Raw genomic sequence first — 24,279 nt, 5'->3', positions numbered from 1 at the left:
GGCTACTTTACCTGCACCGCCGCTGACTAGCGCCCATTGTGATAATCCAACCATGCCGCATGTTTGTAGTAAGGCGATCGCTAACGTATAGCCGAAAGGTGTCGGGCGCATTCCTCGGCCACGCAGTAACAGAACGATGAATAACAATAATGCGCCAAAAGAACAGCGTAGTGCGGTGAAGTCGAACGCGCCGATGTAGTGCGTGACCTGTTTCATCGCGATCCAGCTGTAGCTCCAGATGAGCGTTAAGGTGATGAGGCCGCCAATGGCCAGCGGATGACTTTTCCCTGCGGTGGTCATAATGTGTCCGTTTTAATGATTTTAGTACGCCACTATACGCGCTTTCAGGGCGCCGTAGTCGTTATCATTCCGGCTGAGTACATGTCGCGAAAATTTGTACTTTCTTCTGTGGAATAAAACCGAAAATTATTTTTCCAGATAGCATAAACGCTTACCGGCAAGATGATTAAACAACGCTCAGTTCGCCACGTCTGTCACTTGATCACTGTCCTCATTAAAACTACTGTATATAAATACAGTTACATGAGAGGCAGATTATTATGTTGTTTTTCCAGCCAGTAGAACATCGCGAAATCAAACAATTCCCGCTATTTAGCGATCTCGTGCCCTGCGGTTTTCCTTCTCCGGCGCAGGATTACGTTGAGAAACGTATCGATCTTAACGACCTGTTGGTGCAGCATCCCAGCGCAACCTATTTTGTTAAATCGTCTGGCGACTCCATGATGGGGGCAGGGATCGGTGCTGGCGACTTGCTGGTAGTCGACAGTGCCAGAAAAGCGGCCCACGGAGACATTGTGATTGCTGCTATTGAAGGCGAATTCACCGTTAAGCGCCTGCAATTGCATCCGGTGGTGATGCTGAAGCCAGAGAACAGCGCCTACGCGCCGATCATGATCGGCAGCGAGGACACGCTGGATATATTTGGCGTGGTGACATTTATCATAAAATCCGCGGGCTGATTATGTTTGCGCTGGTGGATGTTAATTCGTTTTATGCCAGTTGTGAATCGGCATTCCGACCGGACCTGAAAGGTAAACCCGTTGTTGTTCTTTCAAATAATGATGGTTGTGTCATTGCCAGCAGCGCGGAAGCGAAGGCGCTTGGCGTCAATATGGGAGCACCATACTTCAAACAAAAAGATCTGTTCAGGCGCTGCGGCGTGTTCTGCTTTAGTTCGAACTACGAGCTGTATGCGGATATGAGCAGCAGGGTAATGTCGATTCTGGAGGAGCTGTCTCCGCGCGTGGAAATGTACAGTATCGATGAAGCCTTTTGTGATTTAACTGGCGTGCGAAACTGCAGGGATCTTACAGATTTTGGTCGTGAAATCAGAGAAACCATTTTACAGAAAACGCGCCTCACGGTTGGGGTCGGTATCGCCCAGACCAAAACCCTGGCCAAGCTGGCGAACCATGCTGCCAAAAAGTGGCAGGAACAGACTGACGGGGTGGTGGATCTCTCGAATATTGAGCGTCAGCGTAAGCTGATGGCTGCGCTCCCGGTTGATGAAGTCTGGGGTGTCGGACGCCGTATCAGTAAAAAACTGGACGCCATGGGTATTAAAACGGTCTGCGACCTGGCGGATACCGATATTCGCTTTATCCGCAAACATTTCAACGTCGTGCTTGAGCGCACTGTGCGGGAATTGCGCGGTGAACCGTGCCTGGCGTTGGAAGAGTTTGCGCCAGTTAAGCAGGAGATCATTTGTTCAAGATCGTTTGGTGAAAAACTCACGGATTACAATGCGATGAGAGAGGCTATTTGTACCTATGCTGCACGTGCTGCGGAAAAATTACGCAGAGAGCACCAGTTCTGCCGGTTTATCTCTACGTTTATCAAAACCAGCCCATTTTCCCTGAATGAACCGTATTACGGTAACAGCGCATCGATAAAACTGCTGACACCAACCCAGGATAGTCGGGAAATTATAAGGGCGGCCACACGTAGCCTGGACGCAATATGGCGGGAGGGGCTGCGTTATCAAAAAGCAGGGGTCATGCTGGGCGATTTTTTTAGTTCTGGCGTTGCGCAGTTGAATCTGTTTGATGACAACGCCCCACGGCATAACAGCGATAAGCTGATGGCCGTTCTGGATATACTCAATGCTGAAAAGGGTAAAGGAACACTCTATTTTGCCGGACAAGGTATACAACAACCGTGGGCAATGAAGCGAGATATGCTTTCACCGCGTTATACAACGAGATATAGCGATTTACTGCGGGTGGGATAGCCATTGTTATCGTAAATAAGCGTCCAGAGCGATTCTAAAACTGTCCAGAAATAAATAAAAAAACGATTATCAGCCTTCATTAAAAATCTTATTGTAGCGCCGACTAACAGATAACTAACTGACAAACGGCAAGTCTATAATAGGAAATTTATGAAAAAGACGCTTATTACACTCATTATTGCAAATGCGCTGACCGCGACTACGGCATTTGCCGCAGCGGATGCGGGAACCTGGTATGCTGGTGGGAAATTTGGTTGGTCACATTACTTTGATACCAGCGCAAGCCAGCAAACGGGGGCCAATGGTAATAAATATGGTGATGTTGGTTTTGATAGCGATAACGTCGGTGGCGGGGTATTTACAGGCTACCAGATTACTCCATGGCTGGCAGTTGAAGGCGGCTATGATTATTTAGGTAATATGCAATTCAACGGTAAAAATGGTTCTTCTGGTTCTCAAATGAAAAGCCAGGGTCTGCAATTGTCTCTGAAAGCAAGTTATGGTTTGACTGATGATTGGGATCTCTACGGTCGTGCAGGGGCAATGGGATATCGCGCGGAGTCAGATATTAAAGGCAATAACCGCTTTGATACTGGTGTGCGTCCGGTTGTGGCTGTTGGTACGGAATATGCCTTTAACAAGAACTGGGCTGGCCGCGTGGAATATCAATGGGTGAGCAATGTGGGTAATGAAAACCAGATTGGCGTATCAAGTGATGTTAGTTCCGTTACCGCTGGGTTGTCATATCGCTTTGGCCAGCATGACGACGCGGAGGTTACGCCTGCACCGGCAGTTGCCGCAACTCCTGCGCCTGAACCTCAGCGTTTTAACTTAAAATCTGATGTGATGTTTGGTTATGATTCAGCAGCATTAACCCCAGAAGGGAAAGCGGCGATTGCGCAGTTATACCGAAATCCCGGTCTGCAACCGGCCAAAGACAAAGCGACCGTTGTTATTGGCTATAGCGATCGCACCGGAGCCGCAGATTATAACCAGCAACTGTCAGCCCAGCGCGCGCAGGCTGTTGCCGATGAATTAGTCGCGTTAGGCATGCCAACTGCAAATATTACTGCACAAGGACATGGTTCGAGTGATTCTGTCACGGGATCCAGTTGTGATGGGCAGACCGGACAGCAGCTGATTAATTGCCTTGCTCCAGATCGCCATGTCGTTGTTGAGATCACTGATAAGCACTAAATCGGTGTAAAAAAGCCCTCCTCATTATTGAATGGGGAGGGCTTTTTTATTCGCACAGTGAACTATCATTAACTGTGACAAATTAAAGGTGTTAGAGCGTAATTATGTTCATAGAATCCTTAGTTTCGAGAGCTAAAGGTAGATTATGGCGTTATTTTCTGCCACGGTTTACTCTGAAAAATCATGTGGATGATCAAGTATATAATTACTATGGTGTTTATTTTTCGGATGTAAAACAAGAAAAATATCAGCTTGTGAGCCTAAGAGGCAAAAATGTTGTGCTTGAAAAATGGCATGCTGAGCAGCACGCCTATATGGAGAAAATAAACCTTCCACTCAATGATATTGAAAAAATGAATGTTGAGATTATTCATTGGAGAAAGCAAGGTCCGTTAAGGTTTGATTCGATTTTTCTTTTTGCAATAAATTATTTTACACGTATTGCTTATGCAAAAAATGCTCTGACTAGAGCAAAAAGCAATCTCTTTTCTTCATTTGCCAGTAACAAGGCGTTGAGTGGACTTGATCGTATAATGTTGCTACAGATGCTGGTGAACGAATATGTACATCAATCGCCAGAGAAAACTCACACTGGAGTAACATGTGATGAGGTTATTGATCTATTGTACGGGACGCTTTGGTATAAACATATCAAGAATGAAGATTTCAGGAGGAAGGTCTTTCTGCTGCTCCAGTCACTTGTAATTACAGAGGATGTCAGATTTAGTGATGAAAAATATTATATACAAGGCAAGGCTATTTCAACAATTGTTTCATGGGAATCTGAAGACAAACGGGAAAAGCAGCAGATCAGGATCCAGAAAAATATTAGTCGTTTGATGCTTGTGATTACCGCGTCCACATTGATGATCACCCTGGCAATACTGGCTCAGGCAGGTCTTATTAATCTACATAATCTTTGGGTGCATCTGACACAGTTAAAGCCAATCAGGGTGTTGTTCAAATTAATATGATAAAACACAATTTTTTAGTCCTGGCAGGAATACAAACTTGAGATGTTGCGTTTCGCTGCTGCCGTACTCCTTGAAATGCTGAAGAGTATCCGTTCCCTCGCGAAGACCTGTGATGAGGTATTGATAAATCTGCTGCGGTGAACCATAAATTAGTAATCCTGGTTGCCCTGGGCGTTATCGTTCGAGTTTTTATTGGGGGGGGGGAAATTCCGTGAATGTTGTGGTGACGTCCTGATCGGGGCAGTGATCATGATGTTTGCAGCAGTTCACCTCCCAAACGTAACGTTCACTATCCCGCAAGTTGGCGAGGTCACATTTACACACAATGAGATCGTGTTTGTGTTGGGTATGCTCGGTTATAAGGGGCTGAAGGAAGTTATCTTCGGGGTATTAAAAAACGGTTTGGTATCGATTTGCGCAAGCTTATAGCGCAACGAAAAAATAATTAAGGGGAATGAAGCCCATACGAATTAACGGGCTTTACATAGATTACTTTAGACTGATGTTCGGCAAGATATCCTGTCTGGCTACAGATTGAACTTTCCAGGCCCCGCCTTCCTGCACCATACAGTCGATAACGGTATGTGCTTTATTCGTTCCAAACGACACATAAACTTGCATACACACGGGATCATAATCTGACGACACAATCTCGATCTGCCGCCAGTCTTCACTATAATCCTGGGCTTTGATAAACATATCAGAGTCCGGTACGTCTTCGGTATTGGGGTCAGCCGCATTAGATTTTTTCAATGCGGCAATCGTGCTGGTAGTGACGTAAGGTTTAAGTCCAGCGTAATCCGTTAAAGGATTTTTCTCTTTTAACAATTGTGCAATATACCAGTGATTAAATTTCAATGCTGCTGCCTCTGGGCCAGTAGGGGAAACAGTCGCGAACGCGGAAGTGCAGATTAGTAGGCTGGTAAATATTAATAATTTCATATCAATTGTGCCTGAATAATTGATAAGACGGTGCCGCAGATGCCCAATTATTGCCAGGGTACATGCTGTTTTGTTTATAATCTGAATACCAGGTGCCATCACCGCCGTAAATGCAAGCATGTCCCGCCGGATGGCCAGCGATCGGTTGTATTACAGCAACATCGCCTTTCATTGGGGCGCCATAAACAGCTCGAAAGCCTGCTGCACGTAGGTTAAACGCCATATCTTTTGCATAGTTTGTATTGATGAGTCTAGCGCCGCCAGCGCGCACGGCATTAGAGACAAAATGAGCGCATCTATGTTGACTGGCACTTCCTGCGTGATTTCGTGCGTAATTAACGGCAGCATCTTTATTCCAGCTCATAACGTTTCCTTGTATTAATAAAAAAGCCCACAGTAAAACATTACGCTTTAAATTTAATTGTTTTTGTAAATTATCATTAAGTGATGTTAATCATCATCAAGAATAAATATGAAGTTAATTAAGTCATAAAACATGGAATTATATATTTAGGTAATGAAAAAAGGGGGGGTGGAGTCGAAGTGGTTAACGAAGGTCCGTCGTTAAATTAGCGAGCGTGAAATAAAAGGGGCGCAGCACAACCTTCGGATGAAAGAAATTTTTGTGTCTAATCGGGTGGTGAACAGATTGAGTATCGTATTGGTAATTTCGTACAGCCAGGGCGACAGCTTTACCTTATGGCAGATGTACTGAAGAGAATTTCAATATTTGGGAAATGATATTAGACACTAATCATCAACCAATTAGCTAAACCGTTACACATCAAAATCAGCCGGCCTTGGGCGGTTTTTTATTGCCAGTAATCAGCACCCAGCTCCATCGCAGCGTAGTGACTATTAGAAGGTGGTTGACCGCCGCCAGCGGGAACTAGCGACAGTCATTCATACCCACATAGCGCTGTGGATATAAACCGGGTTCCGTTTGCCTGTGCAGGCGATAGTAAACGGGTGTCCGCATATATCCGATAACAGCTTAATCTAAGCTACTGATATTAAATAAGTCTTATATTTTACAATGAAATAACAAATCTGATAGTATACCCCCCTATAGTATCCGGAGGGCGTATGCCGCATTCACCTGAAGACAAGAAACGCATTCTTACCCGTGTACGCCGTATTCGCGGTCAAGTTGATGCGCTTGAGCGTGCACTGGAATCTGGCGAACCGTGTCTGGCAATCCTGCAGCAAATTGCCGCCGTGCGCGGTGCATCCAATGGCCTGATGGGCGAAATGGTTGAGATCCATCTGAAAGACGAGCTGGTCAGCGGAGAAACAACGCCAGACCAGCGTGCCGTGCGCATGGCTGAAATCGGCCATCTTCTGCGTGCTTATCTAAAATAACATCATCACCTCGCAATAATGGGAAGAGACAAATGAAATCACGTGCAGCAGTTGCATTCGGCCCCGGCCAACCGTTAAAAATTGTCGAAATCGACGTCGCACCGCCAAAGAAAGGTGAAGTGTTGGTTAAAATTACCCATACCGGCGTGTGCCACACCGACGCCTTTACGCTCTCTGGCGACGATCCGGAAGGCGTATTCCCGGCGGTACTTGGCCATGAAGGTGGCGGCATTGTGGTTGAAGTAGGCGAAGGCGTTACCAGTCTGAAGCCGGGCGATCATGTGATCCCGCTGTACACCGCAGAGTGCGGCGAGTGTAAGTTCTGTAAATCGGGTAAAACCAACTTGTGCCAGGCCGTACGTGCGACCCAGGGCAAAGGTCTGATGCCGGATGGCACAACGCGCTTCTCGTATAACGGTGAGCCGATTTATCACTATATGGGCACCAGCACCTTCAGCGAATACACCGTTTGCGCGGAGATCTCTCTGGCGAAGGTTAACCCGCAGGCCCCGCTGGACAAAGTGTGTCTGCTGGGTTGTGGCGTGACCACCGGTATCGGAGCAGTCCATAATACCGCAAAAGTGAAAGAAGGCGACACCGTCGCCGTATTTGGTCTGGGCGGTATTGGTCTGGCGGTAATTCAGGGCGCGGTGCAGGCGAAAGCCGGGCGTATTCTGGCCGTTGATACCAATCCGGAAAAATTTAAGCTGGCAGGTGAAATGGGCGCGACCGATTTCATCAACCCAAAGGATTACGACAAACCGATTCAGGATGTGATCGTTGAGCTGACCGACGGCGGCGTGGATTTTAGCTTTGAATGTATCGGCAACGTTAACGTGATGCGCGCGGCACTGGAATGTTGCCATAAAGGATGGGGCGAAAGCATCATCATTGGCGTGGCGGGAGCAGGGCAAGAGATCAAAACGCGTCCGTTCCAGTTGGTTACCGGGCGTGTCTGGCGCGGTTCCGCGTTTGGCGGTGTGAAAGGGCGTACTCAGCTTCCTGGCATGGTTGAAGAAGCAATGAGCGGGAAAATTCAGTTGGATCCCTTTATTACCCACCGTTTACCGCTGGAGCAGATTAACGAAGCGTTCGATTTAATGCACCAGGGTAAGTCCATCCGTACCGTTATCCACTTTGGCGATAACTGATTCATTGGCCAGCGGATTTAACCGCTGGCACTTTCCTGAATTTTTTAGAATTATGTTGTGAAAGTGTGACGAATCCGGCGCTTTTCACGGTAAGTAAACTTCCCGGATTGCCGATGACTATCTAACGGGCGTGTTTTCACGCATAAACCCTACAAGAGAGTCGACGGTCATGGACAACACTACATCGATGCAAGCCCAGCATAAACTGGGCTTTCTGCATCAAATCCGGCTGGTTCCGCTGTTTTCCTCCATTCTCGGTGGCATCCTTCTGCTGTTCGCCTTAAGTTCCGGACTGGCAAGCTATTTTCTTATGCAGGCCGATCGCGATCAGCGCGACGTGACCGATGAGATTCAGGTCAGGATGGGGTTATCTAACAGCTCTAACCACTTACGCACCGCGCGTATCAACATGATCCACGCCGGCGCGGCGAGCCGTATCGCCGAAATGGATGATATGAAGGCCAATATCGCCGAGGCAGAAAAACGTATTAAGCAATCGCAGGACGGTTTTAACGCGTATATGTCGCGTGCGGTAAAAACGTCTGCTGATGAAGCGCTAGATGCTGAACTGAGCGCCAGCTTCAAAGCCTATACCGACGGTTTACAGCCCATGTTGAAGTACGCCAGAAACGGTATGTTTGAAGCCATTATCAACCATGAAAACGAACATGCCAGAGCGCTGGATACTGCTTACAACAAGGTATTGTTGAAAGCGATCGACATCCGTACCGCAAGGGCGAACCAGTTAAGCGAACAGGCGCATCAGCGTACACAACTCGGCATGGCTTTTATGCTGGGCGCATTTGTCCTGGCGCTGGCGCTGACCGTAATGACGTTCATTGTTCTGCGCCGCACGGTCATTCACCCTCTGCTACGCGCGGCCAAGCGTATTGAGCAAATTTCCGCGGGCGATCTGACGATGCAAGATGAACCGACCGGGCGTAGCGAAATTGGCCGTCTGAGCCGTCACCTACAGACAATGCAACGATCGTTGGGGAAAACGGTGGGTACGGTACGTCAGGGTGCGGAAGAAATATACCGCGGTACCAGTGAGATTTCGGCGGGTAATACCGATTTGTCTTCACGTACTGAACAACAGGCCGCAGCGATTGAACAAACGGCAGCCAGCATGGAAGAGCTGACCGCCACGGTGAAGCAAAACGCCGACAACGCGCATCACGCAAGCAAACTGGCGGAAGATGCTTCCGGTAAGGCCAGCCGGGGCGGTCAGATGGTTTCTGGCGTGGTGAAAACCATGGGTAATATCTCAACGAGTTCGAAGAAAATCTCCGAAATCACAGCCGTGATTAATAGCATTGCTTTCCAGACCAATATCCTGGCGCTGAACGCGGCGGTTGAGGCGGCGCGGGCAGGAGAGCAGGGGCGTGGATTTGCCGTGGTCGCCAGTGAAGTCCGTACGTTGGCCAGCCGCAGCGCTCAGGCGGCAAAAGAGATTGAAGGATTGATCAGCGAATCGGTCCGACTGATTGACCAGGGCTCCGGAGAAGTCGTCGCGGCGGGCAATACGATGACGGATATTGTCGACGCGGTAAAACGCGTGACCGATATCATGCTGGAAATCGCGGCGGCCTCTGATGAGCAGAGCCGGGGTATCGTACAGGTGAGCCAGGCGATATCAGAAATGGATAAGGTTACGCAGCAAAATGCCTCGCTGGTTGAAGAAGCATCGGCTGCGGCGGCCTCTCTCGAAGAGCAGGCGGCGCGCTTAACGGAAGCCGTAGGTACATTTCGCTTAACGGGAACGAGTGCAATTAAACGCCCTCCCGTAAGCACTACGTCTGACCAATCGCGTCCGCAGACGGCAACGGCCAGTGGCGATAACTGGGAAACGTTTTAACAATAAATTAAGGGACCTGATGGTCCCTTAATATTTGGCATCAAAACGGTACGGTTTTGCGTATTGCGGCGATGAGGATCTGCGCGGCCTGAGAGAGTTGCACATCGACACGGGTAAGAATACCGATGGGTTCACCCGCACCATGGGTAGGTATCGGCAACGACACCAGCGTCGCCTGGCGTAAATCCTCTCTAACCGCGCCTGAAGGGACAAACCACACATAGTCGTAATCAACCGTCAGCTGGCGGGAAAGCGATGCTGACAGCGTTTCAATGCAGCCTGGCGGCATTTTACAACCCTGACTTTGCAACAATGCTTCTGCGTGCTGGCGAGGCGCGGTTCCTTTTGGCGAAACCACCACCGGCCACTCCATTACCCGACTTAACGTGATGGTTTCCTGCAACAGCGGATGGTTAGGGCGCACGACCAGTTTAAGTGATTCCAGAAACAACAATTCATAGTTCAGACCGACCATTAATTCCGGATCGGCCATGCGACCAATGCCAAGATCGATTTCCCCGGATTTTAAACCTGCCAGAATCATCGGATTGCTCATGGTGGCGACCTGTAGCGTGGTCTCCATTTGCTGCTTGTGGAAAGGACCAATTACCGCAGGCAGAATGCCCAGTGCCGCGGTGGGTAAGGCCCCGATCCGTACGACATCAGTCTGCGATTCTTCGCGCTGATTTAACGCTTGTCCGGCGGTGTTGAGCGCATCCAGCACTCTTACCGCGTGGGTAAGAAACTGTTCTCCGGGCAGCGTTAACTGCGCGCCAAGGCGGCCACGCTCAAAGAGCCGGGTACCGGTCAGTTGCTCCAGTTCATTTAGCGTTTTGGAGAGAGCCGGTTGGCTCAGGTTAAGGGTCTCAGCCGCGCGCCCCAACGTTCCCTGCTGTGCAACGGCGACAAAAGTATGAAGGTGGCGCAAGCGAATGCGCTGATTGAACAGAACATTTTTTTCCATAAGCGATGTTAAAAACAGAGCCGTATCGGTGACAAGTAAAGTTGTTTGTTTTTGATAACCTGATAGCAAAATATTATTAACATTTATCATGTTTTACTTACAACTGATTTATTTTGCTTATGTTTTGTACAGCATTGCTGGGTGGTGGGATCATGGAAGGGAGTGTGGCCAGTCGTTATACTTTGGTGATTGTTTACTTTTGAACGATTTCTCTTCACAAGGCACTGATGAATGATACATGTAATAGGGCACCTTAATCCCGATAGCGATGCCATCTGCACCGCCGCAATGACGGCGCGTTGGCTTAGTTTACGTGGCCAGCAGGCGACGGCATGGCGTTTGGGCGAGCCTAACCGCGAAACGCAGTTTATCTTTGAGCATGCGGGTCTGACGATGCCTGAACGGTTGACGTTTGAACTGACCGATCGTGATGTCTGGCTGGTCGATTTCACCGAGCCGGCCCAGGGACCGGAATCGTTAACAGAAAGTAACGTGGTGGGAATTATCGATCATCACCGACTTGGTGGGTTAGTCACCCGTCTGCCACCGGAAGTGTGGGTGAAGCCTGTCGGCAGTAGCGCAACCCTGCTGTGGCAACTGATGACGGAGGATGAACGCAATCAATTATCTTCAACTGAGGCTGTTTTACTGCTAGGCGCCGTATTGAGTGACACTGTCACGCTTCGTTCACCAACGACGACCACTGACGATCGCCTGGCGGTTGATGCGCTGGCCCAAAAAACCGGAGTGGATCTTGACGCTTTCAGTCGTGACCTGCTGTCAGCTAAAACCAGCGTGGAAGGGATGAGCGCCCGGGAACTTTTGCAGAAAGACATTAAAACTTTCACCATCCATGGACATTCAGTCTGTGTCGCGCAGCTCGAACTGTATGCGCTGCAACAGGTGGATGCAGTGCTGGACGATCTCCGTCAGGAAATGGCGCGCTATGCAGAAGAAAAGAATGCTGCGTTAGTCGTGCTGATGCTCACTGACATCAATCTGGGTGACACCAGCCTATGGTTTGCTGGATCAGAACTTTCAGACATCCCGCAGCCTTGCAAGGTCGAAGGTATGCTTAGCCGTAAAAAACAGATGCTGCCCTGGCTGGAAAGTCATTTGAAACCACGCCAGTAGGTACTGTTCATCTTTTGTATGGGTGGGAAGTTTACGCGGGGTCACACTTTGTAAATTCTTCCCACCGGAATCAGCGGCGTTTTCTACACTCCAGGTAATATTCACTGGAGGCATGACATTATGGCGAACACCATCACGGCAGATGAGATTCGGGAACAATTTTCGCAGGCAATGTCAGCAATGTACCAGCAGGAAGTCCCGCAGTACGGCACGTTGCTGGAACTTGTCGCTGATGTGAATCTGGCGGTACTGGAAAATAATCCGACGCTGCATGAAAAACTGGCGAATGCGGATGAACTGGCCCGGCTAAACGTTGAGCGTCATGGTGCCATTCGAGTGGGTACCGCGCAGGAGCTTTCTACGCTGCGCCGGATGTTTGCCGTTATGGGCATGTATCCGGTGAGTTATTACGATCTCTCCCAGGCGGGCGTCCCCGTACATTCCACCGCTTTTCGTCCCATCGACGATGCCTCGCTATCGCGCAACCCGTTTCGGGTGTTCACCTCGTTATTACGGCTCGAACTAATCGAAAACGCCGCGCTGCGGCAAAAAGCCGCTGAGATCCTCGCGAAACGCGATATTTTCACTCGCCGTTGCCACGAACTGCTGGATGAATTTGATGCGCAGGGCAGTTTTACATCTGAACAGGCGCAAGAATTTGTGCATGAAGCGTTGGAAACATTCCGCTGGCATCAGCATGCCACGGTCGATGAAGCGACCTATCACGCATTACACAACGAACACAGGCTGATTGCCGATGTGGTGTGCTTCCCCGGTTGTCATATCAACCATCTGACACCGCGAACGCTGGATATTGACCGGGTGCAGTCGATGATGCCGGAATGCGGCATTGAACCGAAAATACTGATTGAAGGGCCGCCGCGCCGCGAGGTGCCCATTTTATTGCGTCAGACCAGTTTCAAAGCGCTGGAAGAACCGGTGTTGTTTGCCGGTGAAATGCGCGGCACTCACACGGCACGTTTTGGTGAAATCGAACAGCGCGGCGTGGCCCTGACACCGAAAGGCAGAGCGTTGTACGACGAATTGCTGAATAAAGCGGGAACAGGGAAAGACAATCTGACGCACCAGCTACATCTTCAGGAGGTGTTTAAAGCCTTCCCGGACAGCGAATTCCTGCTGCGCCAGCAGGGGCTAGCCTGGTTCCGCTATCGTCTGACGCCATCGGGTGAAGCGCATCGGCAGGCGATTCGCCCTGATGACGATCCGCAGCCGCTTATTGAACGGGGCTGGCTGGTTGCGCAACCCATCACCTACGAAGATTTTTTACCGGTGAGCGCCGCAGGAATTTTCCAGTCCAATTTGGGCAATGAAACACAGGCTCGCAGCCACGGAAATTCCAGCCGCGACGCGTTTGAACAGGCGCTGGGTTGCGCGGTTTATGATGAGTTTGCGCTGTATCAGGAGGCTCAAGAGCAAAGTAAACGTCGGTGTGGTTTACTTTAATGGAATTTACATGGGATTCGGTCTGTTCCCATCGACATAAAATATTTTCGATTTTGTACAGATAATCGGCGACCAACAATTGGATTATTAATGAATTTTGTCTAGAGTGAGCGGTCAGAAATGTGCACTCTCATGCCGCTGATTTTGACCGGCGCGGGACCATTTACACGACCAGAAGGACTCACTTTCAGGCATGAATCGCAGACGATTTATTAAAGGTTCAATGGCAATGGCCGCCGTGTGCGGAACCAGTGGTATTGCATCACTCTTTTCCCGCGCCGCCTTTGCGGCAGAGTCTGACATTGCAGACGGAAAAACCGTACGTTTTGATTTTTCCGTTCTGCAATCGATGGCCCATGACTTAGCACAGAAACCCTGGGGCGGTGCACCACGCGCGTTACCGGACACGCTGGCGAAACTGACGCCGCAGGCCTACAACAGCATTCAATATGACGCAGAGCAGTCTCTGTGGAACAATGTTGAAAATCGTCAGCTTGATGCGCAGTTCTTCCACGTGGGAATGGGCTTCCGTCGCCGTGTACGCATGTTCTCGGTTGATGGTAGTACGCATATGGCGCGTGAAATTCACTTCCGTCCGGAACTGTTTAAATACAACGACGCGGGTGTGGATACCAAACAATTGGAAGGGCAGACTGACCTCGGATTCGCTGGATTCCGCGTGTTTAAAGCGCCAGAACTGGCCCGCCGCGATGTTGTTTCTTTCCTGGGCGCCAGCTATTTCCGCGCCGTGGATGACACCTATCAGTACGGTTTATCGGCCCGTGGTCTGGCGGTAGATACCTACACCGACAGCAAAGAAGAGTTTCCTGATTTCACCTCTTTCTGGTTCGAAACGGTTAAACCGGGCGCAACCTCCTTTACCGTGTATGCGCTTCTCGACAGCCCAAGCGTAACCGGCGCATTCAAGTTCGTGATCCACTGCGAGAAAACGCAGGTGATTATGGATGTACAAAACCACATCTATGCGCGCAAAGACATCAAGCAGCTCGGCATTGCGCCGATGACCAGCATGTTCAGCTGTGGCAACAACGAGCGTCGGATGTGCGACACTATTCACCCGCAAATCCATGACTCCGATCGTCTGGCGATGTGGCGGGGCAATGGCGAGTGGATCTGCCGTCCGCTGAATAACCCGCAAAAGCTGCAGTTCAACGCCTATACCGATAACAACCCGAAAGGGTTTGGCTTGCTGCAACTCGATCGCGACTTCTCCCATTATCAGGACATCATGGGCTGGTATAACAAGCGCCCAAGCCTGTGGGTCGAACCGCGCAACCAGTGGGGCAAGGGGACCATCGGTCTGATGGAGATCCCGACGACCGGCGAAACGCTGGATAACGTTGTCTGCTTCTGGCAGCCGGACAAGAAGATCAAAGCTGGCGATGAGCTGGAATTCAAATATCGCCTGTACTGGAGCGCTCAGCCGCCGGTGCGTTCACCGTTGGCTCGCGTGATGGCGACCCGGACAGGCATGGGCGGTTTCCCGGAAGGATGGGCACCGGGCGAGCATTACCCGGAAAAATGGGCGCGTCGTTTTGCCGTTGACTTCGTTGGTGGCGATCTAAAAGCTGCTGCGCCGAAAGGCATTGAACCGGTGATTACGCTCTCCAGCGGTGAAGCGAAACAGATTGAGATCCTCTACGTGGAGCCTATCGACGGTTATCGCATTCAGTTTGACTGGTATCCGACTTCTGACTCAACCGATCCGGTAGATATGCGTATGTTCCTGCGTTGTCAGGGTGACGCCATCAGCGAAACCTGGCTGTATCAGTACTTCCCGCCAGCGCCGGATAAACGTCAGTACGTTGACGACCGCGAGATGCGTTAATCACCCCCTTTATGGCTCTCCTGATGGGGAGCCGTATCTGCATTCATCCTCATAACGACTCTGTACACTATTTACTCGATCCTGTTCGCATTTTTCTGTATGGCAAATGGGTACTCTGTGGGTGTGTATTTCTTATACACGTTCTTGTCCACTAACAGGGAGAAAGTATGTTTCCAGAATACAGAGACCTTATTTCCCGACTGAAATCCGAGAACCCTCGCTTTCTGTCCTTATTCGAAAAACACAACAGCCTTGATCATGAGATCTCCAGACTGGAAGGTTCGGATGGTCGGGGGTATAGTTTGGACATTGTTCGTCTTAAGAAACAGAAACTCCACCTGAAGGAAGATCTGCTCAAAATATTGCAAAAAGAGAGTGTCAGTGAGAGCTAAGTAGAACGGCGCTTGCTGTGTAAAAGGGCTTCCAGCGAGAAACGGAAGCCCTTCCTGTTTTTAGGTGTTAATCGACCATCACGCGTTTGTTCGTCGCCCCCCAGAGGATCGACATTTCAGTGAACAACGCGCCGCTAATTTCTTCGACTTCTTCTGCACTAACCTGCGCATTTCCCTGTTTACCGAACAGCACCACTTCATCACCGGATGCAACATGCGGCAAATCGGTTACATCGACGATCACGGTATTCATGGATGTTTTACCCAGTACCGGAACCCGCTGGCCGCGGATCAGCACGTGCCCCGCATTACTGAACACACGCCGATAACCATCGGCATAACCTGTCGGGATATTGGCCAGAACGGAATCACGTTTAAGGGTATAGGTTCTGTCATACCCGACGGTGTTTCCTTTGGGGTAATGGTTTACCGACGCGATGGCAGATTTAAACGTCATGACGCGTTTGTATTCGGTGCTGGCGATGGTATCGCCATAGAAAATACCGCCAACACGCACCATGTCGAGCCAGGATTCTGGAACGGTCAGGGTAGCGAACGTATTCGCGACATGCAGGGTGACATCTTCGCGCTTAAGCCCGGTAATTTTCAGTACCTGGGCTGATTGCGTATTGAAACGGGCCAGATCGCGTTTTACCACTGCCGCATCTTCTTCCGGGAAATGCGACATGATGCCGACAATTTTCAGGCCGGGTAATGCGGAAATAGCGCGTGCTTCTTCCAGACCTGCAGCGGTACTGACTTCCAGACCGTTACGCGACATACCGCCAGAGTTCAGCGCCAGATGGATACGAATAGTTTTACCTTTCTCTTGAGCGATTGCACTTAGACGCTTAGCCATATCCAGATTACCAATAAGCTCTTCGGTATCGAAATCCGCCGCCTGGCGCATCTCTTTTTCCGTCGCGTTACGCACGCGCATGAGCTGCGATGTATAGCCTGACTGGCGAACGGTACTAATCTCCTCGTTGCTGGCGATGCCAATACATTGTACGCCGTTTTGCATCATCACTGGCGTTACCAGTGAGAGATCGTGGCCATACGCGTCGCCTTTAAGAATGGCGCACATCCGGGTTTTATCTCCCAGCAGTTGCTGAACTTTATGAATGTTATATTCCAGCGCGCTACGGGAAATTTCCAGCGTGGTATTATCCACGACCTGTTGCTTATTGACGGCAAAGGGAACGGGGCCCGCTTGCGTGGTGGAAACAGGTTGGTGACAGGCGGTAATCAGTAAAAGCGGAATAAGTGCTAAACGACCCAAAGGTGCTGCCATGCTTGCTCCTTAGCAATAGAATGAAAGTGTTATTGTCATCATTACGGTCTATCCATCAGGGGATACCCGGATCACCAGAGTAACGGGTTCCACGCCAGAGATTCTTTCTAAGTGATTGCTGTTACAGCATAAAAATAAGACATCCTCGGTGCTAAACAGAGTAATATCGGCTACTGCCAGTCAGAAATGCCCCGTTTACGATCGCAAAGGAGATAAACATGTCAGAAATAATTATCGTTAGTGACGCGCTGGAACTGCGGGCGGTAGAAGAACACCACGTCACCCCTCTGCATCAGTTGGTGCTTAAAAATAAAACCTGGCTCCAACAGTCACTGAACTGGCCGCAGTTTGTCGAATCTGAGGACGACACGCGTAAGAACGTGCAGGGGAATATGATGTTGCACCAGCGCGGCTACGCCAAAATGTTCCTTATTTTCGAACAAGGGGAGGTGGCTGGCGTTATCTCGTTTAACCAGATAGAGCCGCTGAACAAAGCCGCTTATATTGGTTATTGGCTGGATGAAGAGCACCAGGGCAAAGGCATTCTGTCTCAGGCGCTACAGGCAATGATTCGTCATTATGCGCAGCGCCAGGAGATTCGCCGCTTCGTGATTAAATGTCGTGTAGATAACGTCAGAAGCAACCAGGTTGCACTGCGCAATGGCTTCCGACTGGAAGGATGTATGCAACAGGCGGAGTTCCTTAATGGCGATTACCATGACGTGAATCTCTACGCCCGCATCATTGATGGCTCTTCAGAATAAACCGGCGATAGGGGTGCGCGTGATACGTTGTTCGCCGTTGATCACTTTTGGCCCGCGCAGATGGATCGCATCGCCATCAAAGGCTTCAACTTGGGCCTGATCGGTTATCTCAATATGATGCTCGATCAGCACTTCACCCAGAATACAGGCATAGCCTTCAATCAGGATGTGACCGTCAAGCTGGAGCGGTCCGCCACGTAATTGCGCATGCCCCCCAACCAGCACGTGGTGTTTCAGCACGCAGTTACCTTCAACCACCGCGTGTTCCGCCACCTGCGAGCTGTAGCGCAGGGTAGGAATGGCGTCTTCATCCGTTCCGGCGATGACGCGTGCATGCCCATAGACTTTGGCGCAATCGCAGATCCAGACATTATTCTCTTCGTTGCCTTCTATCCGTGCAAAATCAAAAACTTCAGCCCGATGTTCTATAAAGGCATAATTGATCATCGCATCGCCATAGATTTGCGCCTGATGCACCACGCGTGAATTGCTGACTGCCGCCCGCTCGTAAATTTGCAGGAGCTGGTCGCTTTCACGGGTTAACCCTCTGGCCGCAATGATTTCAGAGTCACACACAATGCGTGCATCACCGCAGATGAGGCACTCACCGCGAACAACAGAATCCTGAATGGTGACGTTGTCACGTATTTGCGCGTTATGGCTGATTTCTGCTCGGTCAATCCAGACGGCATCACCAATTTGCGCGCCATCTCTGACCACGCTTGCCTGTGTAATACGGGCGTCTCCGGTTATCGTCGCGCCGGAAAACGCGAGCGCATTCTCATCGTATATCCAGCAATTACCGCTTTGCGACAGAACGCTTTCATCATCAATCCAGCCGCCGGGCGTACCGGATCTAACATCATTAAAATCAATGAGTGCGATGATTTGGCGTAGTAATACACTTTTTTTATTGCCATTATCCAGGTAACTAAAGGAGCGAGATTCATCGCTTAGACGGTATTTGGTCATAGCTCATTTCCATGTTGCGCACCTTAGTTAAACGTAGCAAAGTTTTCTGCACTGGCTAAACCGGCAGATATTCCATAAAATGCATTTCAAATATACTTTAAAAAATAAACAAAATGAGTAAGAACAAACAGAGTGAACGGGTCCTCAATCTTCCGGCCGGTTATTTTGGCATGGTACTGGGTACAATTGGAATGGGATTTGCGTGGCGTTACGCCAGCCAGGTGTGGCCGGTGAGCCACTGGATTGGTGATGGCTTAGTCATCCTTGCAATGGTCATCTGGGGATTGCTGACGCTGGCCTTTCTGAGCCGTTTACTGCGTTTTCCGCATAGCGTACTGGCGGAAATTCGTCATCCGGTGATGAGTAGCTTTGTCAGTCTGTTTCCGGCCACCACGATGCTGGTCGCGATTGGATTTGTTCCGTGGTATCGACCGCTGGCGATTGGGTTATTCAGTATTGGCGTGGTCATACAGCTGGCATACGCAGCCTGGCAAACGGCAGGGCTGTGGCGTGGGGAGCATCCGGAAGAGGCCACCACGCCGGGTCTGTATCTGCCAACCGTTGCCAATAACTTTATCAGCGCCATGGCCTGTGGTGCACTTGGGTTCAACGATGCCGGATTGGTGTTTTTGGGCGCCGGGGTATTTTCATGGCTCAGCCTGGAGCCAGTGATTCTGCAACGTTTACGAAGCTGCGGCGAGCTGCCGACGGTTTTACGGACTTCACTTGGTATTCAGTTGGCACCCGCGCTGGTCGCCTGTAGCGCCTGGCTTAGCGTCAACGGTGGCGAGGGGGATACGTTAGCCAAAATGTTGTTCGGCTATGGTTTGCTGCAACTTCTGTTCATGCTACGCCTTATGCCGTGGTATTTGTCACAGCCGTTTAATGCGTCTTTCTGGAGCTTCTCGTTTGGCGTGTCGGCCCTGGCGACAACGGGATTGCATCTTGGACACGGCAGCGAATCAGGATTTTTTCATACGCTGTCTATCCCACTGTTTATTTTTACCAATTTTATCATTGCATTATTACTGATACGTACGTTTGCATTGCTGATGCAGGGGAAACTGCTCATCCGCACGGAGCGTGCTGCATTACTGAAATCTGAGGATAAATAATGACCCTTTGCGACGAAAACTACTTTACTGAAAAATATGATTTAACCCGTACGCATTCCGATGTCGTTGAAGCGGCAAAAGTGGTTGCACCAGGTAAAACGTTAGATCTGGGCTGCGGTAACGGCCGAAACAGCCTGTACCTGGCGGCAAACGGCTATGACGTTACCGCATGGGATAAAAACCCCATGAGCATCGCTAACCTTGAGCGCATCAAAGCGGCTGAGGGGCTGACCAACCTGAACGCGAAGGTCGCTGACCTTAATGCGTTGCGTTTTGAGGGGGAATACGATTTTATTCTATCTACCGTTGTGTTGATGTTCCTTGAAGCCAAAACAATCCCTGGCCTTATTGAGAATATGCAACGTTGTACTAAACCGGGTGGATACAACTTAATCGTCGCGGCGATGGATACCGAAGATTTTCCGTGCACCGTTGGTTTTCCGTTTGCGTTTAAATCTGGAGAATTACGTCGTTATTACAGCGGGTGGGATCTGCTGAAATATAACGAAGACGTAGGTGAACTTCATCGTACAGATGAAAACGGTAATCGAATTAAACTGCGCTTTGCCACAATGCTGGCACGTAAAACTGTTTGATTCTCCCGTCTGGGTTAACTCTTTCTACGTTCAGCGTTTTTTCGTGCTGAACGTAGAAATAAAAATGTGCGTTACTTTCCAATTTTAATGTATCTGAACATTTTTAGTGCATCCAAAATGATTCTGTTTTGCTATTCTTTTTTTGCATCATTGCGAAAACTAAAGGGATCGTTTCATGCGTACTCAAACTTTATTTAAAGTTGCAGTGCTTACTGGCTTGTTGGCATTATCCGGCTGTGCGTCAAAAGTGACCGAACCGGAGAAATATTCTGGGTTTTTAAAAAATTATTCTGATCTGAAGGAAACAAAATCAGCATCGGGACAAACGGTACTCCGTTGGGTTGATCCGAGCTACAACGAATCCAAATATGACAACATCGTGTATAACCCGGTAACGTATTATCCGGTTCCTAAACCTACTACACAGGTAGGGCAGCAGGTTCTTGATCAATTACTGACCTATACCAATACGAAGTTGAAAACGGCGATCGGTCAGCGTAAACCTCTGGTTACAACCCCAGGGCCACGTAGCCTGATTTTCCGCGGAGCGATTACCGGTGTTGCGACCAGCAAAGAAGGACTGCAGTTCTATGAAGTGGTCCCGGTTGCACTGCTGGTTGCAGGAACGCAAATGGCGACGGGTCACCGTACCATGGATACCAACCTCTATTTCGAGGGTGAGTTGATTGATGCAGCGACCAATAAACCGGTGATTAAAGTTGTACGTAAGGGTGAAGGTAAAGACCTGAACAACGAAAGCACGCCGATGGCGTTCGAAACGTTGAAGAAAGTTGTTGATGACATGGCGACCGATGCCTCCATGTTTGATGTGAACAAAAAACCACAATAAAAATGATGAACGCACCATCTCAGGATGGTGCGTTTTTTTATGCCACACGACGACGGTAGAGTAGTTTACCCATCAGCGCTTCCGGTCGGGCAAACATCACCAGATTTCCCAGTAAGATCAACACGAGTCCAGCAATCGCGTTAACTTGCCAGATGTATCCTTCATACAATGTTGACAGCGTCAGCGCCACCAGCGGGAACAGCAGCGTGCTGTATGCCGCCTTACTGGGACCAATGCGACCTACCAGCGTGAAATAAGCGCCAAAGGCAATCACTGAGCCGAAAATAGCCAGATATAACAGCGCGCTAAGATAGCTGAATGTCCACTGTGGCGTGAAGTTGTCGCCGCGCACCAGCGCAATGGCAGCGATCAGCAGCGTACCGTACAGCATGGCCCAACTGTTGGTTGTTAACACTTCCAGCCCTTTTTTCTGGTGACGCAGGCTGATCATATTACCTAATGAGAAGCCGAAGGTTCCCAAAGCGCTTAAACCGATGCCCAGTAACAGTGAATGATTAAACCCGCTGTTGAGCAAATCCTGCCAGAACAGAGTCACGATGCCCGTTAGTCCCAAACCCGCTGCAATATAGAAGCGCAGCGGTGGTTTTTGCCCAAAAAAGATGAAGCTATTGACTGCATTGAACAGGACGGCCATCGAGAAAATCACCGACTCCAGGCCGGTATTAATCCACGCCGCAGCCGTATAAAAACACCAGAAGTTAAAGCAAAAAACGCATCCGCCCTGTAACAGACAAAACAGATGATCGCGGCCAGACAGTTTGCGTAATTTACCGCTTAGCAACAGGATCACTATCATCACCGAGCTGGCAACGGCGAAGCGCCAAAAGATAGAAACCGGTGCAGAAACCGGACCTTGCTGCAAATAAATCGCAATCCATGTCGTTCCCCAAATAACCACCACCAGGCAGTACAACAGTGCGTTCATACAACTCTCTCTTTTTGTCGTCAGACTTACACTGTGTCACGACGGAATGCAGGAGACTTTCATCGGCTTGCGGTGGACTTGCAAAATCTTGCGCTTTTTTTTGCGTAATAGTGAAAAGGCAGCTGTTAACGATATGTAGCTGATATAGACTGAAAGCCTGCTAACTTATTTTTGAATGTGATGGTATGTCTCAGCCCTACGGTGCCTTTGAAAACTTGCGCAAACATAATGCCGTGCTGCATGAATCGGTTGCGTTACATTCAGGGATCCAACTGGCGGCCTGGTCGAACAAACGCGATACCATCACCCAATATTGCGATCACCATACGCTCAGTTTATACATCGCAGATGGTTACGAGAGTTACCACAAGACGGCGGGAGGCTGGAAGAATGGCGGGGGACCAGACCGTTTTTGCCTGATGCCGAAGGAGAGTGAGTCCAGTTGGGATATTCGTGACGATCTTTCCTTTGTTCATCTCTATTGTACAGACGCCCATTTGCGCGAAGTGGGTGAAAAAGTTTGGGACAAAAGCCCCTATAGTTTCACGCTGGACGAGCATACGTTTGGCAGTGACCCGGGGATCACGGCGGTTTACCGTCAGTTTTTGCTTGGTAACGACTGGCAGCAACCGGCCAATCACCTCACGCTTAGCGCAGCATCTTCACTACTGTTAACGCATCTGATCCAGCATTACAGCAATGTGCAATGGCGACTTCCCGTTGTCACCGGAGGGCTTGCGCCTGCCACATTGCGCAACGTGCTGGCCTATATTGAAGCACATCTGGCGTATCCCATAACGTTGAGCGATCTGGCAGGTGAAGCAGCGCTAAGTGAATTCCATTTTGCCAGAATGTTTCGCCAGTCGATGAATATGGCGCCTCATCAGTACGTCATGCAACGCCGTATGGCGCTGGCGCAGCAACTGGTCTGTTGTTCATCACGCAGCCTGTCGGATATTGCAATGGCCTGTGGGTTCAGTTCGGCGAGCCATTTCAGTAACCGGTTTAAACAAGTGACGGGTAAAACGCCAACGCAGCTACGCGCGGCGAAATAACGTCAACACTGAGTAGCAGATACCGCCGACGATCAGCCCCCAGAATGCAGACCCAACACCTAATACCGTCAGACCACTGGCCGTAACCAGAAAAGTCACGATAGCCGCATCGCGTTCGGCTTCATTATGTAAGGCTTGAAATAAACTACCGCTAATCGTGCCGAGTAATGCCAGACCAGCAAGCATCTGGATCCAGCTTACGGGCAGGGCTGCCATCAGTCCTGTGACCGAACCGCCAAACACCCCAGCCAGAATGTAAAAGACACCCGCTGCCGCTGCGGCGAGCCAGCGTCGATTTGCATCTGGATGGGCTTCGGGGCTTTGGCAAATTGCGGCGGTTATGGCGGCGATGCAGATAGAATAGACGCCAAACGGCGAAAATAGCAGTGCCAACAGACCCGTAAAAACAATCAGGGGTGAAACGGGTAACGAATATCCAGATGCTTTCATGGTCGCAATACCTGGGGCATTTTGCGAAGCCATAGTGACCAGAAACAGCGGTAGCGCAATACTGATACTGTGGGCTAATGAAAAGTGTGGTGCAATAAACGCTGGCAACACCGGTGACAGATTAACACCATCGGTGACAATGTCACCTTTAACCAGGGCGATGGCTATACCTACCAACATTGCGGCGATAACGGCATACCGTGGGGCGATTACTTTTAGTACCAACCACGCCAGCAGCATGCTGCCGCACAAGATAAGCTCACTGTTCAGGCTATTGAACGCCTGCAAACCAAAACGCAGCAAGATCCCGGCCAGCATGGCCGATGCCAGCGAGTGGGGAATAATTTTCATCAGGCGGGCAAACAGCCCGGTTATACCGCACAGCACAATCAATGCATTAGCTACGATAAAAACACCGATAGCATCCTGAATCGATACCCCTTGCAGGCCCGTCACCAGCAGCGCGGCACCGGGCGTTGACCATGCGGTAAGTACAGGGGCGCGATACCACAATGTCAGCGCCAGCGTACTGACCCCCATTGCTAGCCCTAGTGCGGTCATCCAGCCTGCGATTTGTCCGGTCGTCGCACCTGCGGCGAGCGCCGCTTGCCAGATAATGGCCGCTGAACTGGCGTAGCCGACCAGGACTGCCACAAAACCCGACAAAACTGTAGGCAGGGGGATGGAAAATGTGCGCAT

At 49.9% G+C, this 24,279-nt stretch carries 24 protein-coding genes; 16 read left to right on the top strand and 8 right to left on the bottom strand.

The window, feature by feature from the left end; translation table 11 throughout:
• Positions 1 to 300, bottom strand: a 300-nt coding sequence (locus tag FDW94_RS24435) for an EamA family transporter (protein ID WP_249358591.1), incomplete at its 3' end; no start/stop codon positions are given.
• Between the two features lie 260 nt (positions 301 to 560).
• Here FDW94_RS24435 and FDW94_RS17320 point away from each other — a divergent pair.
• The 4 genes from FDW94_RS17320 (at position 561) to FDW94_RS17305 (ending at position 4,422) form a co-directional block, all read left to right on the top strand.
• Entirely contained in the window at positions 561 to 980 is a 420-nt protein-coding gene (locus tag FDW94_RS17320) for a translesion error-prone DNA polymerase V autoproteolytic subunit (protein WP_032943548.1), read from the top strand.
• A 2-nt stretch (positions 981 to 982) separates the two neighbouring features.
• Entirely contained in the window at positions 983 to 2,251 is a 1,269-nt protein-coding gene (locus tag FDW94_RS17315) for a Y-family DNA polymerase (RefSeq protein ID WP_137377963.1), read from the top strand.
• A gap of 150 nt (positions 2,252 to 2,401) precedes the next feature.
• Positions 2,402 to 3,448, top strand: coding sequence for a porin OmpA (ompA, locus tag FDW94_RS17310; RefSeq protein ID WP_137377962.1), 1,047 nt, complete (start codon positions 2,402 to 2,404; stop codon positions 3,446 to 3,448).
• 185 nt (positions 3,449 to 3,633) lie between these two features.
• Complete coding sequence (locus FDW94_RS17305; protein WP_137377961.1) at positions 3,634 to 4,422, top strand: hypothetical protein; 789 nt, start codon at positions 3,634 to 3,636, stop codon at positions 4,420 to 4,422.
• Between the two features lie 489 nt (positions 4,423 to 4,911).
• On the opposite strand, the gene FDW94_RS17300 is transcribed toward FDW94_RS17305, so the two are convergent.
• Positions 4,912 to 5,364 (bottom strand): DUF3828 domain-containing protein, encoded by a 453-nt coding sequence (locus tag FDW94_RS17300; RefSeq protein WP_060683722.1) that lies wholly within the window; start codon positions 5,362 to 5,364, stop codon positions 4,912 to 4,914.
• Between the two features lies 1 nt (position 5,365).
• Positions 5,366 to 5,728, bottom strand: coding sequence for a CHAP domain-containing protein (locus FDW94_RS17295; protein WP_103285263.1), 363 nt, complete (start codon positions 5,726 to 5,728; stop codon positions 5,366 to 5,368).
• Positions 5,729 to 6,450: 722 nt separating this feature from the next.
• On the opposite strand from FDW94_RS17295, the gene FDW94_RS17290 reads away from it, so the two are divergent.
• The 3 genes from FDW94_RS17290 to FDW94_RS17280 all read left to right on the top strand — a co-directional run bounded on the left by FDW94_RS17290 (position 6,451) and on the right by FDW94_RS17280 (position 9,735).
• The gene (locus tag FDW94_RS17290) at positions 6,451 to 6,726 is read left to right on the top strand and encodes a metal/formaldehyde-sensitive transcriptional repressor (RefSeq protein ID WP_003833178.1); all 276 of its coding nucleotides are present in this window, start codon (positions 6,451 to 6,453) and stop codon (positions 6,724 to 6,726) included.
• 32 nt (positions 6,727 to 6,758) lie between these two features.
• Positions 6,759 to 7,877, top strand: coding sequence for an S-(hydroxymethyl)glutathione dehydrogenase/class III alcohol dehydrogenase (locus tag FDW94_RS17285; RefSeq protein WP_008784862.1), 1,119 nt, complete (start codon positions 6,759 to 6,761; stop codon positions 7,875 to 7,877).
• A 169-nt stretch (positions 7,878 to 8,046) separates the two neighbouring features.
• Positions 8,047 to 9,735 (top strand): methyl-accepting chemotaxis protein, encoded by a 1,689-nt coding sequence (locus FDW94_RS17280; protein ID WP_137377960.1) that lies wholly within the window; start codon positions 8,047 to 8,049, stop codon positions 9,733 to 9,735.
• A gap of 40 nt (positions 9,736 to 9,775) precedes the next feature.
• On the opposite strand, the gene pcaQ is transcribed toward FDW94_RS17280, so the two are convergent.
• Entirely contained in the window at positions 9,776 to 10,699 is a 924-nt protein-coding gene (gene pcaQ, locus FDW94_RS17275) for a pca operon transcription factor PcaQ (RefSeq protein ID WP_003020288.1), read from the bottom strand.
• Positions 10,700 to 10,930: 231 nt separating this feature from the next.
• On the opposite strand from pcaQ, the gene FDW94_RS17270 reads away from it, so the two are divergent.
• From FDW94_RS17270 to FDW94_RS17255, 4 genes are all read left to right on the top strand, one after another.
• A complete protein-coding gene (locus tag FDW94_RS17270) occupies positions 10,931 to 11,833 on the top strand; it encodes a manganese-dependent inorganic pyrophosphatase (RefSeq protein ID WP_137377959.1) in 903 nt (300 codons plus the stop codon).
• 120 nt (positions 11,834 to 11,953) lie between these two features.
• Positions 11,954 to 13,297 carry a VOC family protein gene (locus tag FDW94_RS17265; RefSeq protein WP_137377958.1) on the top strand — a complete coding sequence of 448 codons (1,344 nt, stop codon included), beginning with the start codon at positions 11,954 to 11,956 and terminating at the stop codon, positions 13,295 to 13,297.
• Positions 13,298 to 13,490: 193 nt separating this feature from the next.
• Positions 13,491 to 15,146: a glucan biosynthesis protein gene (locus FDW94_RS17260; RefSeq protein ID WP_047411098.1), complete on the top strand. Its 1,656-nt coding sequence runs from the start codon at positions 13,491 to 13,493 to the stop codon at positions 15,144 to 15,146.
• Between the two features lie 167 nt (positions 15,147 to 15,313).
• The gene (locus tag FDW94_RS17255; protein ID WP_003833168.1) at positions 15,314 to 15,538 is read left to right on the top strand and encodes a YdcH family protein; all 225 of its coding nucleotides are present in this window, start codon (positions 15,314 to 15,316) and stop codon (positions 15,536 to 15,538) included.
• A 67-nt stretch (positions 15,539 to 15,605) separates the two neighbouring features.
• On the opposite strand, the gene alr is transcribed toward FDW94_RS17255, so the two are convergent.
• The gene (alr, locus tag FDW94_RS17250; protein WP_137377957.1) at positions 15,606 to 16,832 is read right to left on the bottom strand and encodes an alanine racemase; all 1,227 of its coding nucleotides are present in this window, start codon (positions 16,830 to 16,832) and stop codon (positions 15,606 to 15,608) included.
• A gap of 218 nt (positions 16,833 to 17,050) precedes the next feature.
• Between alr and rimL the strand changes: the two genes are divergently transcribed.
• Positions 17,051 to 17,596 carry a 50S ribosomal protein L7/L12-serine acetyltransferase gene (gene rimL / locus FDW94_RS17245; protein ID WP_137377956.1) on the top strand — a complete coding sequence of 182 codons (546 nt, stop codon included), beginning with the start codon at positions 17,051 to 17,053 and terminating at the stop codon, positions 17,594 to 17,596.
• On the opposite strand, the gene ydcK is transcribed toward rimL, so the two are convergent.
• A complete protein-coding gene (gene ydcK / locus FDW94_RS17240) occupies positions 17,588 to 18,568 on the bottom strand; it encodes a YdcK family protein (RefSeq protein WP_048214140.1) in 981 nt (326 codons plus the stop codon). The genes rimL and ydcK overlap by 9 nt on opposite strands.
• 113 nt (positions 18,569 to 18,681) lie before the next feature.
• On the opposite strand from ydcK, the gene tehA reads away from it, so the two are divergent.
• The 3 genes from tehA (at position 18,682) to FDW94_RS17225 (ending at position 21,129) form a co-directional block, all read left to right on the top strand.
• The gene (tehA, locus tag FDW94_RS17235; protein ID WP_008784854.1) at positions 18,682 to 19,683 is read left to right on the top strand and encodes a dicarboxylate transporter/tellurite-resistance protein TehA; all 1,002 of its coding nucleotides are present in this window, start codon (positions 18,682 to 18,684) and stop codon (positions 19,681 to 19,683) included.
• Complete coding sequence (gene tehB / locus FDW94_RS17230; protein ID WP_103285253.1) at positions 19,683 to 20,279, top strand: tellurite resistance methyltransferase TehB; 597 nt, start codon at positions 19,683 to 19,685, stop codon at positions 20,277 to 20,279. Before tehA ends, tehB begins: the two co-directional genes overlap by 1 nt.
• A 175-nt stretch (positions 20,280 to 20,454) precedes the next feature.
• Positions 20,455 to 21,129 carry a DUF3313 domain-containing protein gene (locus FDW94_RS17225; RefSeq protein ID WP_103285252.1) on the top strand — a complete coding sequence of 225 codons (675 nt, stop codon included), beginning with the start codon at positions 20,455 to 20,457 and terminating at the stop codon, positions 21,127 to 21,129.
• A 37-nt stretch (positions 21,130 to 21,166) separates the two neighbouring features.
• Here FDW94_RS17225 and FDW94_RS17220 read toward each other — a convergent pair whose 3' ends face one another.
• The gene (locus FDW94_RS17220; protein WP_032943534.1) at positions 21,167 to 22,075 is read right to left on the bottom strand and encodes a DMT family transporter; all 909 of its coding nucleotides are present in this window, start codon (positions 22,073 to 22,075) and stop codon (positions 21,167 to 21,169) included.
• A gap of 185 nt (positions 22,076 to 22,260) precedes the next feature.
• On the opposite strand from FDW94_RS17220, the gene FDW94_RS17215 reads away from it, so the two are divergent.
• Complete coding sequence (locus FDW94_RS17215) at positions 22,261 to 23,130, top strand: AraC family transcriptional regulator (protein ID WP_048214144.1); 870 nt, start codon at positions 22,261 to 22,263, stop codon at positions 23,128 to 23,130.
• On the opposite strand, the gene FDW94_RS17210 is transcribed toward FDW94_RS17215, so the two are convergent.
• Positions 23,113 to 24,279, bottom strand: coding sequence for a benzoate/H(+) symporter BenE family transporter (locus FDW94_RS17210; RefSeq protein ID WP_137377955.1), 1,167 nt, complete (start codon positions 24,277 to 24,279; stop codon positions 23,113 to 23,115). The genes FDW94_RS17215 and FDW94_RS17210 overlap by 18 nt on opposite strands.

Origin of the sequence: Citrobacter sp. wls757 (assembly GCF_005280935.1) — a bacterium.
Lineage (GTDB): Bacteria > Pseudomonadota > Gammaproteobacteria > Enterobacterales > Enterobacteriaceae > Citrobacter > Citrobacter portucalensis.
The sequence above is the reverse complement of the archived record's forward strand: the minus strand, read 5'-3'. Positions and strand labels throughout refer to the sequence as shown.